This window comes from Streptomyces sp. NPDC088400 (genome assembly GCF_044753355.1).
In the GTDB taxonomy this organism is placed as follows: domain Bacteria; phylum Actinomycetota; class Actinomycetes; order Streptomycetales; family Streptomycetaceae; genus Streptomyces.
The window spans coordinates 493,907-508,948 of sequence record NZ_JBIVMZ010000001.1 but is presented as its reverse complement, the minus strand read 5'-3'; the positions used below and the strand labels follow the sequence as shown (position 1 = coordinate 508,948).

At 70.4% G+C, this 15,042-nt stretch carries 13 protein-coding genes; 7 read left to right on the top strand and 6 right to left on the bottom strand.

Annotated elements, in window-relative coordinates; translation table 11 throughout:
* Positions 1-165: 165 nt before the first annotated feature.
* Positions 166-1,044: a hypothetical protein gene (locus ACIQD6_RS02385; RefSeq protein WP_401877178.1), complete on the bottom strand. Its 879-nt coding sequence runs from the start codon at positions 1,042-1,044 to the stop codon at positions 166-168.
* A gap of 407 nt (positions 1,045-1,451) precedes the next feature.
* Here ACIQD6_RS02385 and ACIQD6_RS02380 point away from each other — a divergent pair, with 407 nt between their 5' ends.
* Entirely contained in the window at positions 1,452-2,168 is a 717-nt protein-coding gene (locus ACIQD6_RS02380) for a nucleoside/nucleotide kinase family protein (RefSeq protein ID WP_401877176.1), read from the top strand.
* A 237-nt stretch (positions 2,169-2,405) separates the two neighbouring features.
* Positions 2,406-3,482, top strand: coding sequence for a chitinase (locus ACIQD6_RS02375; RefSeq protein WP_401877175.1), 1,077 nt, complete (start codon positions 2,406-2,408; stop codon positions 3,480-3,482).
* A gap of 212 nt (positions 3,483-3,694) precedes the next feature.
* Here the strand turns inward: ACIQD6_RS02375 and ACIQD6_RS02370 are convergent, their stop codons facing one another.
* The gene (locus ACIQD6_RS02370; protein WP_401877173.1) at positions 3,695-5,014 is read right to left on the bottom strand and encodes an Nramp family divalent metal transporter; all 1,320 of its coding nucleotides are present in this window, start codon (positions 5,012-5,014) and stop codon (positions 3,695-3,697) included.
* Between the two features lie 371 nt (positions 5,015-5,385).
* Between ACIQD6_RS02370 and ACIQD6_RS02365 the strand changes: the two genes are divergently transcribed.
* Together ACIQD6_RS02365 and ACIQD6_RS02360 are read left to right on the top strand one after the other, a co-directional pair.
* Positions 5,386-5,931, top strand: a complete 546-nt coding sequence (locus ACIQD6_RS02365) for a spore-associated protein A (RefSeq protein ID WP_401877171.1) — start codon at positions 5,386-5,388, stop codon at positions 5,929-5,931.
* Positions 5,932-6,082: 151 nt separating this feature from the next.
* Positions 6,083-7,270 (top strand): PQQ-binding-like beta-propeller repeat protein, encoded by a 1,188-nt coding sequence (locus ACIQD6_RS02360; RefSeq protein WP_401877169.1) that lies wholly within the window; start codon positions 6,083-6,085, stop codon positions 7,268-7,270.
* Between the two features lie 53 nt (positions 7,271-7,323).
* On the opposite strand, the gene ACIQD6_RS02355 is transcribed toward ACIQD6_RS02360, so the two are convergent.
* The 4 genes from ACIQD6_RS02355 to ACIQD6_RS02340 form a co-directional block, all read right to left on the bottom strand.
* Positions 7,324-8,796 (bottom strand): GntP family permease, encoded by a 1,473-nt coding sequence (locus tag ACIQD6_RS02355; RefSeq protein WP_401878082.1) that lies wholly within the window; start codon positions 8,794-8,796, stop codon positions 7,324-7,326.
* Between the two features lie 192 nt (positions 8,797-8,988).
* On the bottom strand, positions 8,989-9,420 hold the full coding sequence (locus ACIQD6_RS02350; RefSeq protein WP_401877167.1) for a RidA family protein: 432 nt from the start codon (positions 9,418-9,420) through the stop codon (positions 8,989-8,991).
* Complete coding sequence (locus tag ACIQD6_RS02345) at positions 9,417-10,178, bottom strand: IclR family transcriptional regulator (RefSeq protein WP_401877165.1); 762 nt, start codon at positions 10,176-10,178, stop codon at positions 9,417-9,419. The genes ACIQD6_RS02350 and ACIQD6_RS02345 overlap by 4 nt, the downstream gene beginning before the upstream one ends.
* Entirely contained in the window at positions 10,175-11,368 is a 1,194-nt protein-coding gene (locus ACIQD6_RS02340) for a PfkB family carbohydrate kinase (RefSeq protein ID WP_401878080.1), read from the bottom strand. The genes ACIQD6_RS02345 and ACIQD6_RS02340 overlap by 4 nt, the downstream gene beginning before the upstream one ends.
* A 222-nt stretch (positions 11,369-11,590) precedes the next feature.
* Here ACIQD6_RS02340 and ACIQD6_RS02335 point away from each other — a divergent pair, with 222 nt between their 5' ends.
* From ACIQD6_RS02335 to ACIQD6_RS02325, 3 genes are all read left to right on the top strand, one after another.
* Positions 11,591-12,904 (top strand): amino acid deaminase, encoded by a 1,314-nt coding sequence (locus tag ACIQD6_RS02335; protein WP_401877163.1) that lies wholly within the window; start codon positions 11,591-11,593, stop codon positions 12,902-12,904.
* A gap of 107 nt (positions 12,905-13,011) precedes the next feature.
* Entirely contained in the window at positions 13,012-14,655 is a 1,644-nt protein-coding gene (locus tag ACIQD6_RS02330) for an amidohydrolase family protein (protein WP_401878077.1), read from the top strand.
* Positions 14,656-14,731: 76 nt separating this feature from the next.
* Positions 14,732-15,013 (top strand): hypothetical protein, encoded by a 282-nt coding sequence (locus ACIQD6_RS02325; RefSeq protein WP_401877162.1) that lies wholly within the window; start codon positions 14,732-14,734, stop codon positions 15,011-15,013.
* Positions 15,014-15,042 lie beyond the last annotated feature (29 nt).

The following is a 15,042-nucleotide window of genomic DNA, read 5'->3' as shown; positions in this document are numbered from 1 at the left end:
ACGGGGAGCGTAGGGGGGCGGGGGGTTGAATGTCTGGGGAGTTGAGTTTCTATGAGCCGCGCCGGGGCCGAGGACCATAGGGCCGCAGCCACGTCTGCCGACCGGAGACGACCGGGGAGGCCGGAACCGCTCGGCGCCCGGCGGCCGGCGGCCGGCGCCCGTGCGTTACGACCCGTGCCGCATAGGCGTTCCATGGCTCAGGACACCGGCCACCCGGGTGGGAGCCTCGTGCGGTGCGAGGGGCGCCGAGCAGAATCCACAGCGGTCACCTATCAATTCGATACCGCACCAGGAACACTTCTCCCGCCGGACGGAGGAGACCAGCTGATAAAGGATGGAAATATCCGGCAGAAAGGCGGCGAACTCGACCATCTTCGGCGTTCCCCACCAGCGCGGTGAATCGGCGGGGAGAGCGGTCTCCTGGATTCCCTGCACGCGCCACGCGGGCGCGAGCGTCCCGGTCACCCAGTCCGATGGGGACTGCCCCTTCCCGACGATCATTTGCGTACCGAAATCGGGCCCGGTGAGCTCACCGGCACCAATCCTGATCAACTGGGGCGTGGGGGTGGCGAGAACGCCGAACTGGGAACCGGGCACCCAGGATTTCGCATGGGTCTTCAGGCTCACCGGCACCCGGTCGAGCTTGGTCACGGTGTTGAGCAGCGCCCCCGCGTAGATGTAGTGCGAGAGCAGCCGGGCGGCGGAGGCGACGATCCCGGCGCTGAAGTCGCAGATCGACAACTGCCGCAGCTGGCGCACGAGGACGGCGACGCCGAGCGGCGGAAGGTCGAGCCTGAGGAGGGCGATCCGGTCGCTCTCCATGATGGAACGGACCGTGTACAGGCGCCGTTCGTGGGCCGCCGGGATGGAGGCCGGGTAGAGGACGACGACGTAACCGTGCTGCTCCACGAGGACCTGCATGTCGGCGAGCGCGGCGTCCAGCGGCTGGACGCCGGGCGGGGGCAGCAGCGCCGCGGTGGGCGTCTGATGGTCCGTCGGTGGTAACACCAGATCAGGGCTGGTGACAGCAATCGCGGTCGGCACGCTGGTTCCCCGTTCGGCCCCGGCCACCGGCGGCCCGGCGGCCGCAGTTCTCTCCTGCACGGCGCATCTGCCTCAGCACTTTATCCACGACTTAAGGCAGAGAGAACACCTATCAGATGACAGTGACCGGCCCCTAGGCCGGTAGACACTGGCAAACTCGGACGAAGCAGTCAGCTGTTCACTCATGTTTCAATGAATATTCGATTCAGTGGAATTCCGCACCCAACTGTTCGGTTTTGAGCCCGACTTGGGTCCGACTTGGGTCCGACTTGGGTCCGACTTGGGTCCGCCGAGGATCCAAGATCGGGCATCTCCTGCGCCCGTACGCTCCGATTCCGATTCCGTGTGCGAATAAACCCACCGCCACCTCGAACTCCCATCCCCTGACCCCCTCGAAAGCGCCGGCCATGACCCCCCAGACTCCCCGGACTCCCCGGACTCCCCAGACCTCCCGGACTCCCCAGCAACTCCTTGAGCGCGCACGGCGCCTGGCCGCGTCCGGTGACCGGCGCGTGCTCGGAATCGCCGGTCCTCCCGGCGCCGGAAAGACCACGCTGGCCGAGTACCTGGTCGGTGAGCTCGGGCCCGGCCAGGCGGTCCTGGTACCGATGGACGGCTTCCACCTGGCCGACATCGAGCTGCGCCGGCTCGGTCTGACGGGGCGCAAGGGCGCTCCGGAGACCTTCGACCCGTACGGGTACACCGCGTTGCTGCGCCGACTGCGCGCCGCGCGGCGGGGGGAGCCGGTGTACGCGCCCGGGTTCGACCGCGAGCTGGAGCAGCCGATCGCGGGCAGCATCCCGATTCCGCCCGAGGTGCCCCTGGTGGTCACCGAGGGGAACTATCTGCTGCTGGACGACGGGCCCTGGGCGGAGGCCAGGAAGCTGCTGGACGAGAGCTGGTGGGTGGAGCTGGACGACGACGAGCGGGTACGGCGGCTGATCGCCCGGCACGAGCGGTTCGGCAAGGAGGCGGCGGAGGCCGAGCGCTTCGTCCTGGACTCCGACGAGGCCAACGCCCGCCGGGTCGCCCCCGGCCGGGCCGCCGCCGACCTGGTGATCACCTTCGGGCCGGGCCAGGCGCCGCTACCTGATCCGGCCCGATCCGGCCTGGATCCGGCCTGATCCGGCCTGATCCGAACGAGAGACCCCAGGAATCCAGGCCGAGTTCGACACCCCGGCAGTTCCTCCGGCTCCTCCGGCTCCGGTGGCACCAGTGGCACCGGTCAAGTGGCGCCGCCGCCGAAACCCTTGACAAGAACAATGGTCTGGACCACCTTTGTATGCCATCGGTGGCCACCGTTCCGTACCACGACTCCCCCCACGGGGTCTCCCCCACACTCCCCCCACGGAGGCCATGAAGTGCTGCGCCAAGCACGTTCCCGCATCCTGAAATCCGTCCTGGCGACGGCAAGCGTCCTCGCCGTCGCCGGACTCGCGACACCCACCGCCGCCGCGGCGCCCGGGACCAGCTCGACGACCCCCACGGCCCCCACTGCCGCCACGGCCCACGCCACCACGGACGCCTCGGACGCCGCCTTACCCGCCCATGCCGTACCCGCCCATGCCGTCACCGGCTACTGGCAGAACTTCAACAACGGCGCGGCCGTCCAGACCCTCGGCGACGTCCAGGACCAGTACGACATCATCGCGGTCGCCTTCGCCGACGCCACCGGCACACCGGGCCAGGTCACCTTCAACCTCGACTCGGCCGGCCTCGGCGGTTACGGCGTCGACCGGTTCAAGGCCGATGTGGCCGCGAAGAAGGCCGCCGGCAAGTCGGTCATCATCTCCATCGGCGGCGAACTGGGCACGGTCTCCGTCAACGACCAGGCCTCCGCGGCGGCCTTCGCCGACTCGGTGTACGCGCTGATGAAGGAGTACGGCTTCGACGGCGTCGACATCGACCTGGAGAACGGCCTCAACTCCACCTACATGTCTCAGGCGTTGAAGTCACTGGCGGCAAAGGCCGGCCCGGGGTTCGTCCTCACCATGGCGCCGCAGACCATCGACATGCAGTCGACGGCGGGCGAGTACTTCAAGACGGCTCTGAACGTGAAGGACATCCTCACGACCGTCAACATGCAGTACTACAACAGCGGCACGATGCTCGGCTGCGACGGCAAGGTCTACGCACAGGGCTCGGTCGACTTCCTCACCGCGCTCGCCTGCATCCAGCTCGAAGGCGGCCTCGCCCCCTCGCAGGTCGGCATCGGCGTACCGGCCTCCCCCAGGGGCGCGGGCAGCGGTTACGTCGCGCCCTCGGTCGTGAACGCCGCCCTGGACTGTCTGACGCGCGGCACGAACTGCGGCTCGTTCAAACCGTCCAAGACCTACCCCGGCCTGCGCGGCGCCATGACCTGGTCCACCAACTGGGACGCGACGGCGGGCAACGCCTGGTCCAACGCCGTAGGACCGCACGTCCACGGCCTTCCGTAAACGGCCACCCGTAACGGCCCCGTAACGCCCTTCCGTGGACGCCTCTCCCTCCCGAACCCCCCACAGGGCCGGCAGCGCCGTCGAAACCCCACCCGACGGCGCTGCCGTGTGTCCGCTGTCCGCACCGGGACCGACGAGCCGCAGAGGCCCGCCCACCAGGGGAGGTCCCGGGCTACGAGGGCAGATCCCGGACTACGCGGGGATGCCCCTGGCTACCAGGGAATGTCCCGGACCTGCTGCACGCACAGCACGATGAACAACAGCCCGGCCGCCGTGAGCATCACATTGCTCAGGATGCCGTTGCGCCATTCCTTCGGCGTACGCGACGAGTTGAGCAGCCACACCAGCGTCAGCGACAGGAACGGCATGAAGAACGCGCCCAGTACGCCGTAGACGACCACCAGGCCGAAGGGTTCGTCGAGGAAGAGCAGCGAGATCGGCGGGAAGGTCAGCCAGAGCAGGTACGCGCGGAACGGCACCGAGCGCTCGCGGGCGCCGGACGCGACCTCCTCGACCGCGCCGTCGGTCCCGCTCCCGTCCGCCGGGACTCCCGCGCGCTCCTTGCGGATGCGCTCCACGAAGTCCGCGAACATCAGACTCACGCCGTGCCAGACGCCGATCAGCGACGAGAACGACGTGGCGAAGAAGCCGACCAGGAACAGCTTCGCGGTGGTCGGGCCGAACCGGTCCTCCAGTATCTTGCCCAGGTCGATCAGGCCCCGGTCGCCCTGGGTGAGGGCGATGTGCGAAGAGTGCAGCAGCTCGGCGCCGATGACCAGCATGGCGACGACGAAGAGGCCGGTGGTGATGTACGCGACGCGGTTGTCGAGGCGCATCACCTTCATCCAGCCGGTGTTGGTCCAGCCCTTGGCGTTGACCCAGTACCCGTACGCGGCCATCGTGATCGTGCCGCCCACTCCGCCGATCAGGCCGAGGGTGTAGAGCAGCGAGCCGTCCGGCAGTACGGGGGCGAGCCCCGCGAAAGCGGCGCCGAAGTCCGGGGCGACGCGGATCGCGACGTACATGACGACGACGAACATCACGCCGATCAGGACCGTCATGACCTTCTCGAAGACGGCGTACTGGTTGAACCAGACGAAGACCAGGCCGATCAGGCCGGTGATGACCGCCCAGGTCTTGAGCCCCGGTCCGTCCGGGAAGAGCGCGACGATCGGCAGCGCGCTGGAGGACATGGCCGTGGCACCGTAGACGAAGCCCCAGACCACGACGTACACCGCGAAATAACCGGTCGTCCAGCGGCCGAGGCTGCGCCAGCCGTCGAAGAGGGTGCGCCCGGTGGCGAGATGCCAGCGGCCGGCGGCCTCGGCGAGCGAGATCTTGACGACGCAGCCGATGACCGCCGCCCACATCAGGGTGTAGCCGAACTTGCTGCCCGCGATGAGCGTGGCGACCAGATCGCCCGCGCCGACGCCGGTCGCCGCGACGACGATGCCCGGGCCGATGTACGTCCAACTCGACTTGCGCGGACGGGAGACGGCCTCATCCATGCCGGTGTCCGTGGTTCCTGCCATACGTATCGTCGCCTCCCGTGTGTCTCCGTCGTTTCCGTCGTCTCCGTCATCCACCTGTGTGGTACGTGACTCACGTCACCAAAGCTGGCGGACGATGATCGCGCAAGGGGGCCTGCGGTGAGGGTTCGGTGGCGGGAGGGGGCCGGTGAGGGCCGGTGAGGTCCGGTGAGGTCCGGTGAGGTCCGGTGAGGTCCGGTGAGAGGAGAGACGGAACCCCCGCGATCGTTCAACACACCATCCGCATAAGGAGGTTGTCGGCGAGAGCCGTAAGTTGAGGGCGCGCTTCCGTACAACTGTGTCTGTGGTCGACGGGTCTCACGAGTGGGTCGCAGAAGCACCCACGAAGCTCACGAAGCTACAGGGGGCACAACATGCGCAGATCTCGTCGTGCGGCAGTGATGGCAGCGTTCGCCGCGCTCACCGTCGGAGGCACCACCACGGCGTTGGCGCAACCTGCCGCCGCCGCACCCGCCGCGCCCGCCACCGCGGCTGCTCAAGCCGCCTACAACGGCGCCTGTGGGACCGGGTACAAGGTGGTGAACTCGGCGGACATCGGCTCTCAGGGCACCGTGTATCTGACGTACAACTCGGGGAACGGCGAGAACTGTGTCGTGACGATCCGCAAGACCACCGGATCGCCCATCTACATGTTCTCCTACCTCGGGGTCCCCGAGACCGGCGACCAGCAGATCGACGGCGGCGAGTACCGCTCGTACGCCGGGCCGGTGTTCTCGTACGGGCAGGGCCAGTGCATCGACTGGGGCGGCGGCATCGGCGGCCAGGAGACCTGGACCTACGGTTCGAACTGCGGTGCGCTCACGACGACTCGTGTGACGAAGAACGGCGAGACGACCGTCCGCTCGAAGGTCGCCGAGCCGAGTGCGTCACGCACGGGCGCGGCGGCCAACGCGCGTTGAGGCGTTGAGGCGTTGACGTACTGACGTGCTGACGTGCTGAGAAGCCGGTTCCCGCTCCTCCCGTGGTCGCCGCGTACCGGCAGGCCATCGCCGGTACGCGGCGGCCACGGCGGGAGCCGCCACGCATTCGCGGACGACTGAAGAGTGGGACATGAGGGAGCACAGCGTACGGCGGGGCCTGCACCGGCTGGCGATGGCCGCTCTGCTCGTCTGCGCCGGGTGCGCGGGGGCCTCCGGGAGCCCGGACGCGGACGCGGCCTCAAGCACGGACACGGGCAGCCGCTCCGGCGCGGTCGCCGGATGGCAGCCCTGGACCGTCGCACTCAGCACGGCCGAAGCGTCGCGCACCTGTCTGCCCACCGACCGGCTGGTCGTGTGCCCGGTGGCTCCCGCCGGCCTCGTCGCCCGCTCCGCCTCGACCGGCGCGGTGGCATGGAGCGTGGGCGCGGATCGCCCGACCGGCCGGAACGCCGGGGTGGCGGTCGACGGCAACCGCGCCCTGTCGGCCGGCGGACGCACGCTCCGCGCCTTCGACCTGACCACGGGCCGGCCCGCGTGGACGAAGGAGTTCCCGGCCGGACGCACGGTGGGCCGGCCCGCCGCCGCCGACGGTGTGGTCTACGTGGCCGCGTACGGTGCCACCGCCGCCGAGCCCCAGACACTGTTCGCCTACCGCGCCTCCGACGGAGCGCCACTCTGGCAGCGTGACAGCACCGGGATCGTGCCGGTCGCCGTGGGCAGCCGGGTGTACACGGTCGAGTCCGGTGCGCGGGCCGTCGCGCGGGACGGACGGACCGGCGAGGCCGTCGCCACGTCGGACGGTTCCCACCCCTGTCCGTCCCTGATCAGCGCACCCGGCTACCTGGTCTGTGCGTCGAGCCCGGCCGCGGCCGGTGACATATTCCCGCCGGTTGTACGGATCGACCCCGACACGCTCGCGTTCGACCGGACGCTCCTTCAGCCGGTGGACAAGCCGTACGGCGGTGTGATCACCCCCGACGGGGTGCTGGTGCTGCGCACGGTCAACGCCGAGGACCCGGCGGGCGGCGACTGGACCGCGATCGACATGGAGAGCGGCAGGATCCTGTGGGAGACCACTGGCATGGGTGACGACATCGTCCTCGCCGGATCCCGGGTGGTGTGGGTCTCCGAGGGCCGGCTGGTCTCCGTCGACCCGCGCGGTGGTCCCGAGGCCACCGGCACCGACGCGCCGCGTTACTCGCCCGCGTACCCGGAGGCGGCCGACGACCGTTACCCCAACCTGTCCGCCCACGACGACACGCACCTCGTTCTCCAGACAGAGGCCAGGCCGACGCTCCGCTCGGTGCCGGCTCCCTGACAGACAGGGGTTCGGTGATCCAGAAAAGAGTTCGGTGATCCGAACGAAACCGCCTAGATCACCAGACTCAGCAGCGCCGCGACCACGAAGCCCGCGACCGACAGCACCGTCTCCAGCACCGTCCAGGACTTCAGGGTGTCGCGCTCCGATATGCCGAAGTACTTCGCGACCATCCAGAAGCCGCCGTCGTTGACGTGCGAGGCGAAGATCGAGCCCGCCGAGATCGCCATGATGATCAGGGCGAGATGGGCCTGCGAGAGGTCCTGGCCCTCGACCAGCGGGACGACGATGCCCGCCGTGGTGACGATCGCGACCGTCGCCGAACCCTGCGCCACCCGCAGCACCACCGAGATCAGCCAGGCCAGCAGGATGACCGGCAGGCCGACGTCGTTGAAGGTGTCCGCGAGGGCGTCCGCGATACCGCTGCCCTTGAGGACCGCGCCGAAGACCCCGCCCGCGCCGACGACGAGCAGGATGTTGCCGACCGGCTTGAGGGAGGAGGTGGAGACCGTCTCCAGGGACTGACGCGACCAGCCCCGGCGGATGCCCAGCAGGTAGTACGCGAGCACCAGCGCGATCGTCAGCGCCACGAACGGGTGGCCGAAGAACTCGATGACCGAGCGGCCCGTCGACGGCTCCAGGGCGATGGACGAGAAGGTCGCGAGGAGGATCAGGATCAGCGGGGTGCCGATGATCGCGAGGACCGTACCGAGCGCGACCGGCGCCTCCTTGGGCGTGACGCCCGAGGCCTTCTGCTCGGCGGCGACGGCGGCCTTGGCCTCCTCGGCGGCCTCGACCATGTCCTGCGGTACGTCCACGAAGAGGCGCTTGCCGATCCAGGCGGCGTAGCCCCAGGCGGCGAGGACGGCCGGGACACCGACGATGACGCCCATCAGGATGACCCAGCCGAGGTCCACCTTGAACAGACCGGCGGCGGCGACCGGGCCGGGGTGCGGGGGCAGGAAGGCGTGGGTCATCGAGAGGCCGGCGAGCAGCGGCATCGCGTACAGCAGGATCGATTTCCCGGAACGCTTGGCGGCCGCGTACACGATCGGCGCGAGGACGAAGATGCCGACGTCGAAGAAGACCGGTATACCGAAGACGACGCCGGTGACGCCCATGGCGAGCGGGGCACGCTTCTCACCGAAGAGGTTCAGCAGCCGGGTGCTCAACACCTCGGCGCCGCCCGACACTTCGAGGATCGCGCCGAGCATCGTACCGAGCCCGATGATGATCGCGACATGGCCGAGGATGCCGCCCATCCCCGTTTCGATCATCGATACGGCGGCGGATTTCTGGACCGTGCCGAAGAGTTCGGTGACGGACAGACCGGCGGCGAGGCCGACGGCTATGGAGACGCCGAGCAGCGCCACGAAGGGCTGCAGCCTGACCTTGATGATCAGGACGAGGAGCAGGGCGATTCCGAGGGCGGCGACGGTCAGCAGACCGGCGGTGCCGTTGATCAGCAGCAGCAGACCACCCGTGTGGGGTGGGGTCTCCGGTGGCGCGTCGGCGGCGAACAGCATGGTGGACCTCTCGTTCTGGAGGCATCGGGGCAGGGGGGATCGCGGCACGACGCCCTGGAGAAGGGCGCCGTGCCGGGCGGTGCGGGTGCGGGTGCGATCAAGGTGGTCACGCGGGTACGGGTGCGGTGTGCGGTGGTACGGGCGAGGCGCTCACACGGGGGCGGGGGCCAAGGGCACGGGGCCCGAGCGCTCTCAGCCGAGAACCGCCAGCGCGTCGATCTCGACCAACAGCCCCTTGGGCAGCCCCACATAGACCGTCGTACGCGCGGCGGGCGCTTCCTTGAGGCCCTGCTCCTCGAAGTACTGGTTGTAGATCGCGTTCATCTCGGCGAAGTGGTCGACGTCGGTGAGGTAGACCCGCACCATCATCGCGTCGTCCCAGCTCGCACCGCCCTCCTCCAGGATCGCCTTGACGTTGGCGAGGGTCTGGAGGGTCTGCTCGCGCAGGGTCGGGCCCGCCGGGGTGGGCGCCTGGCCCTCGACGGCCGGGAGGAAGCCGACCTGGCCCGCGACCTGGAGGATGTTGCCCTTGCGGACGCCGTGCGAGAACTTCGCCGGCGGCGTGGTGTGCGTGGCCGGCGTCAGCGCGGTCTTGGCGGTCGTGGACGCGGTCTTGTCACTCATGAAGCTTCCTTGGGGTGGGTGTGGCCGGAATACTCCCCGCTGATCGCGTCGGCGGTGCGGCGCAACAGCGGGAGCAGGGTGAGGAGTTCCTCCGCCGTCACGACGACGTTGGGCGCGGACACCGACATGGCGGCGACCACCCGGCCGTCCGCCCCGCGGATGGGGGCGCCGATGCAGTTGATGGACTCCTCGTGACCACCGAGATCGGTGGCCCAGCCCTGTTCACGTACGGTCGCCAGCTCCTTGAGGAAAGCGGACGCGCCGGGCGTGGAACGGGGCGTGTACATGGGGTAGTCGAGACGCTCGGCGACCGCGCGCCGCTCGGCCTCGGGGAGGTCGGCGAGCAGCAGCTTGGCGACGGCGGCGACGGTGATCGCGACCGGTTTGCCGACCCGGGAGTACATCCGGACCGGGTAGCGGCTCTCGACCTTGTCGATGTAGAGGACTTCGCTCTCCTCGTACACCGCGAGATGGATGGTGTGGCCGCACTGTTCGTTGAGCGCGACGAGGTGGCTGTGGGCGATCTCGCGCACGTCGAGGTTCTCGACGGCCTCCTGGGCGAGTGCGAAGAGCCGTGCGCCGAGGCGGTAGCGGTGGTCCTGCTGGCGGTAGACGAGCCCGTGCTCGTGGAGCGTACGGAGCAGTCGCAGCGCGGTGGACTTGTGGACGCCGAGCCGGTCGGCGACCTGCCCGAGATCCGCGGGCCCCCGGGCGAGCAGGGGGAGGATGCTCAGCGCGCGGTCGACTGTCTGGCTCATGGGATACGTACCTCCGGCTCCGCGGCCGGCACCTCCGGCCCTGTCGCCGGCGGCTCCGGCTCCGTGGCGCCCGTCCAACCGGGGCCGAGTCGAAGTGTCCCCCAGGCGTCCGCGTCGAGACCGGCGAGGTGGTCCGCGTCGGCGCGCGAGGGGGGCGTACCGAGGTCACCGGGGACGGTGAGGGCGGCGGCGGCCATGAGATGGCCGTGCCGCAGGCGGGCGGCGGCGGGCAGGCCGCGGAGGGTGGCGGAGAGGAATCCGGCGGCGAAGGCGTCTCCGGCGCCGACGGGAGCGACGACGTCGACACGCAGGGCGGGGACGGAGATGACGGTGTCGGGCGCGACCAGGTCAAGGGCGTGAGCGCCGGAGGTGACGTCGGCTGAGGTGACGGCGGCGGAGGTCGCGTCGGCGGAGGTGACGGCCGCGGAGGTGACGGCCGCGGAGATCGCGTCGGCGGAAGCGGTGTCCCCGGGAGAGGCAGCTCCCGCCCCCGGCACCGGCCCCGCCCCCGCCTCGCGCGTGTAGACCGTCGCCCCCGCGCTGCCGCGCTTGACCACGAGCGTCTCCGGCTCGGGAAGCGCGGCGCGGATCGCGTCCGCGCCGTGCAGCCCCCAGGCCAGGGCCGCCTCGTCCTCCCCCACGAAGACCAGATCGGCGCCCCGCGCCAGGTCGAGCAGGACCCGGGCCGCCGACGGGTCGCGCCACAGCCCCGGCCGGTGGTTGACGTCGAACGAGACCAGCGGGCGCCCCGGCCTGGGGGCGGTCAGGTCGCGCATCAGGGCCAGGCAGTCCTCGGAGAGCGCCGCCGTGATCCCCGACAGATGCAGGACACGGGCCGACCGCAGGTCCTCGTACGGCATGGTCTGCGGGGACATCGCGGAGGCGGCGGAACCCGCCCGGTAGTAGGCGACCTCGTGCGCGGCGGTGTCGCGGTCCGTCGCCGTACGGAAGTAGATCCCGGTCGGGCGGTCCGGGTCCCGGCGGACGCCCGACGTGTCGACCCCGTACGCGGCGATCGCGTCGACCAGGTGGTCCCCGAAGCCGTCGGCGCCGACCCGGCTGACCCACCGCACCGTGTGCCCGGCGGCCGCCAGCGCGCAGGCGACATTGGACTCGGCGCCGCCGATCGTACGGTCGAAGGACGGGACATCGGCGAGCGGGCCCGGTTTCGAGGGCAGGAAGGTGACCATGGACTCGCCGAGGCAGACGACGTCCGCACCGGGGTGAGCTTCCACGCCGGGGTGGGTGTCCACGTCTACGGTTCCGGTCACTCCGGGGCTCCTCGCCACTCGCGCTCTCAGGCCGATGATCCGGCCGATGGCCGATGATCAGGCCGTTGAAGGGGTACGACACCGGGGCGCCATTGACCCGGTGTCGGCTCGGATGTTAGACACCGTAAAGCGATATACGCAATGGGCGTTGCAGTATCTGCAATGACAAGGAAGAGGGAGGCTCCCATGCCCGCCGACCGACTGGCCGGTGAACGCGTCGACCACCGTTTCAAGGCCCTCCCTCCCGACGCCGAGGGCCTGACCGTCGGCGCGCTCGCCGCCGAGCGCCGCTCCCTCTTCACCGGCGGCTTCACCACCCCCGTCCTCGCTCTGTCCGCCGAGTCGGTCGAGCACAACCTGGCCCTGCTGGAGACGTACTCCGAGCGCCACGGCCTCGCCTTCGCCCCGCACGGCAAGACCTCCATGTCCCCGCAGCTCTTCGCGCGCCAGCTGGAGCGCGGCGCGTGGGGCATCACGGCCGCCGTCCCGCACCAGGCCCGCGTCTACCGGGCGTTCGGCGTCGGGCGGATCTTCCTCGCCAACGAACTCGTCGACGCGGCGGCCCTGCGCTGGCTCGCCTCCGAGCTGAACCGGGATCCCGACTTCCGCTTCCTCTGTTACGTCGACTCCGTGCGCGGCGTCGAGCTGATGGACGAGGCACTCCGGGCCGCCGGCGCCACCCGCCCGGTGGAGGTCGTGGTCGAACTGGGTGCGGGCGAGGGCGCCCGCACCGGAGCCCGTACGGAAGCGGAGTGCGCCGCGATCGCGGACGCGGTGGCCGCCGTACCCACCCTGCGGCTGACCGGAGTGGCCGGTTACGAGGGCGAGGTGCCGGGAGCCGACGGCGACAGCGTCCGCGCCTGGCTGCGCCGACTCGTCGCGCTGGCGGCGGAGTTCGACCGCTCCGACCGTTTCGACGGCACCGGCGAGATCGTGATCAGCGCGGGCGGCAGCGCCTGGTTCGACGCGGTCGCGGACGTCTTCGCGGAGATCCCCGTGCTCTCCCGCCCGGTACTGAAGCTGCTGCGCTCCGGCGCGTACATCTCGCACGACGACGGCCACTACCGGCACCTCACCCCGTTCAACCGCGTCCCCGAGGAGGGCTCCCTCCAGCCCGCCTTCCGGCTCTGGGCGCAGGTCGTCTCCCGCCCGTCCGCCGGACAGGCGTTCGTCAACGCCGGCAAGCGGGACGCGGCGTACGACCTCGATCTGCCGGAGGCCCAGGTGGTACGGGACGGCCGCACCGGCGAGATCCGCCCGGCGGCCGGTGTCACGGTCACGGGCCTGTCCGACCAGCACGGCTGGCTGACCACCACGCCCGAGGCCAACCTGGAGGTGGGCGACTGGGTCGGGATGGGCCTCTCCCACCCCTGCACGTCGTTCGACAAGTGGCAGCTGATCCCGCTGGTGGAGGCGGACGGCACGGTCACGGACTTCATCCGCACGTTCTTCTGAGCCCGCCTGAGCCTGCCTGAGCCCACCTGAACCCGCCTGAACCCGCCAAGCCCCCGCCCCGCCCCGCCCCGTACCCGAGACTCCCGAGAGGGCCCCCGCCCATGGCCATGGATCTCGTCATTCGCGACGTACGCGTCATCGACGGCACGGGCGGCCCCTCGTACCGCGCCGACGTGGGCATCGAGGACGGCCGTATCGCGGCGATACGCCACGAGGGCGCCCCCCGCCCGTCCGGCGCCCGGGTTCTCGACGCCGCCGGACTCGCCCTCTCCCCCGGCTTCATCGACATGCACGCGCACAGCGACCTCGCGCTGCTGCGCGACCCCGACCACTCCGCGAAGGCCGCGCAGGGCGTGACCCTCGAAGTGATCGGCCAGGACGGCCTGTCGTACGCGCCCGTGGACGACCCGACCCTCGCCCAGGTCCGCCAGGCGATCACCGGCTGGAACGGCGACGGCGGCGACATCGACTTCGACTGGCGTACGGTCGGCGGCTATCTCGACCGGCTCGACCGCGCCTTCGAGGGCCAGGGCTTCGACGGCCGGGGCATCGCGGTCAACGCCGCGTATCTGGTCCCGCAGGGCACCGTCCGCATGTACGCGGTCGGCTGGGACGACCGGCCCGCGACCGACACCGAACTCGCCCTGATGAAGCGGCTGGTGGCCGAGTCCATGGAGCAGGGCGCGGTCGGCATGTCCTCGGGCCTGACCTACACCCCCGGGATGTACGCGAACGACTCCGAACTGACCGAGCTGTGCCGGGTGGTGGCGCGGTACGACGGCTACTACTGCCCGCACCACCGTTCGTACGGCGCCGGCGCGCTCCAGGCGTACGAGGAGATGGTGACGCTCACCCGGCACGCGGGCTGCGCCCTCCATCTCGCCCACGCCACCATGAACTTCGGCGTGAACAAGGGCAGGGCGCCCGAACTGCTCGCCCTCCTCGACCGGGCCCTGGACGCGGGCGCCGACATCTCCCTCGACACCTACCCGTACACCCCTGGCTGCACAACTCTCGTGGCGATGCTGCCCAGTTGGGCGAGCGAGGGCGGCCCCGACGCGATCCTGGACCGACTCCGGGACGATCCGACCGCCGAGAAGATCCGCCACCACATGGAGGTCATCGGCGCGGACGGCTGCCATGGCGTGCCCATCGAGTGGGACACGATCGAGATCTCCGGAGTCTCGTCCCCCGAACTGGCGGACCATGTCGGCAGGACGGTGGCCGACTCGGCGCGCGAGCGCGGCGAGACGCCCTGGACGACGGCCCGTCGGCTGCTCCTGGACGACAGGCTCGGCTCGACGATCCTCCAGCACGTCGGCCACGAGGAGAACGTCCGCCGGATCATGCGCCACCGCGTCCACACGGGCGGCAGCGACGGCATCCTCCAGGGCACGAAGCCGCATCCGCGCGCGTACGGCACGTTCCCGCAGTACCTGGGCCGGTACACACGCGACCTGGGCGTCCTGTCCCTGGAGGAGTGCGTGGCCCATCTGACCTCCCGCCCGGCCGCCCGCCTCCGCCTCCCCGACCGCGGCCTGATCCGCGAGGGCTACCGCGCCGACCTGGTCCTCTTCGACCCGGCCACCGTCGCGGCGGGCTCCACCTTCGAGGCCCCGCGCACCCTGCCGGTGGGCATCCCGTACGTTCTGATCGACGGCCGCTTCGTGATCGAGGACGGCCGCCGCACGGACGTCCTGGCGGGCCGTTCGGTCCGGCGGACCGGATCGGCGCGAGTTGACACGAGCTGACACGAAATGACACGGAATGACAGACGAACAGCGCGAGAGATCTCCTGAAGAGAGCGGATTTCTACGAGGGGCCGCGATGACCGTGCTGGTCCTCGCGAACCTCGTCAGTCTCTACCTCGCGAGCTCCGTGCTGCGAGCACCGCAGGGCCCGTGGGACGAGAGCGGCCTGACCGGTATCGAGGTCGGATCGATGTGTCTGATCCTCGTCGGTGCGGTGGCCCTGCTGGTGGCTGCGGCCGCGGTACGGAGGCGCCTCCTCGGCCTCTGGTGGCCGGCGATTCCGGCGGTGTTCGTGGTCCTGGGAGTGGCGCGGCTGACGTACATCGTCCAGAACTACCCGCAGCCGAACGGTCCGTAGAGGGCGGTCCGTAGAGGCGGTCCGTAGAG

What these genes read in the sequence shown, in the direction of transcription:
- ACIQD6_RS02360 (WP_401877169.1), top strand. Translation starts at nt 6,083, where the DNA reads ATGAGGGAGCACAGCGTACGGCGGGGCCTGCACCGGCTGGCGATGGCC.
- ACIQD6_RS02370 (WP_401877173.1), bottom strand. Translation starts at nt 5,014, where the DNA reads ATGGCAGGAACCACGGACACCGGCATGGATGAGGCCGTCTCCCGTCCG.
- ACIQD6_RS02330 (WP_401878077.1), top strand. Translation starts at nt 13,012, where the DNA reads ATGGATCTCGTCATTCGCGACGTACGCGTCATCGACGGCACGGGCGGC.
- ACIQD6_RS02335 (WP_401877163.1), top strand. Translation starts at nt 11,591, where the DNA reads ATGGGCGTTGCAGTATCTGCAATGACAAGGAAGAGGGAGGCTCCCATG.
- ACIQD6_RS02355 (WP_401878082.1), bottom strand. Translation starts at nt 8,796, where the DNA reads ATGCTGTTCGCCGCCGACGCGCCACCGGAGACCCCACCCCACACGGGT.
- ACIQD6_RS02325 (WP_401877162.1), top strand. Translation starts at nt 14,732, where the DNA reads ATGACCGTGCTGGTCCTCGCGAACCTCGTCAGTCTCTACCTCGCGAGC.
- ACIQD6_RS02340 (WP_401878080.1), bottom strand. Translation starts at nt 11,368, where the DNA reads ATGGTCACCTTCCTGCCCTCGAAACCGGGCCCGCTCGCCGATGTCCCG.
- ACIQD6_RS02345 (WP_401877165.1), bottom strand. Translation starts at nt 10,178, where the DNA reads ATGAGCCAGACAGTCGACCGCGCGCTGAGCATCCTCCCCCTGCTCGCC.
- ACIQD6_RS02365 (WP_401877171.1), top strand. Translation starts at nt 5,386, where the DNA reads ATGCGCAGATCTCGTCGTGCGGCAGTGATGGCAGCGTTCGCCGCGCTC.
- ACIQD6_RS02380 (WP_401877176.1), top strand. Translation starts at nt 1,452, where the DNA reads ATGACCCCCCAGACTCCCCGGACTCCCCGGACTCCCCAGACCTCCCGG.
- ACIQD6_RS02350 (WP_401877167.1), bottom strand. Translation starts at nt 9,420, where the DNA reads ATGAGTGACAAGACCGCGTCCACGACCGCCAAGACCGCGCTGACGCCG.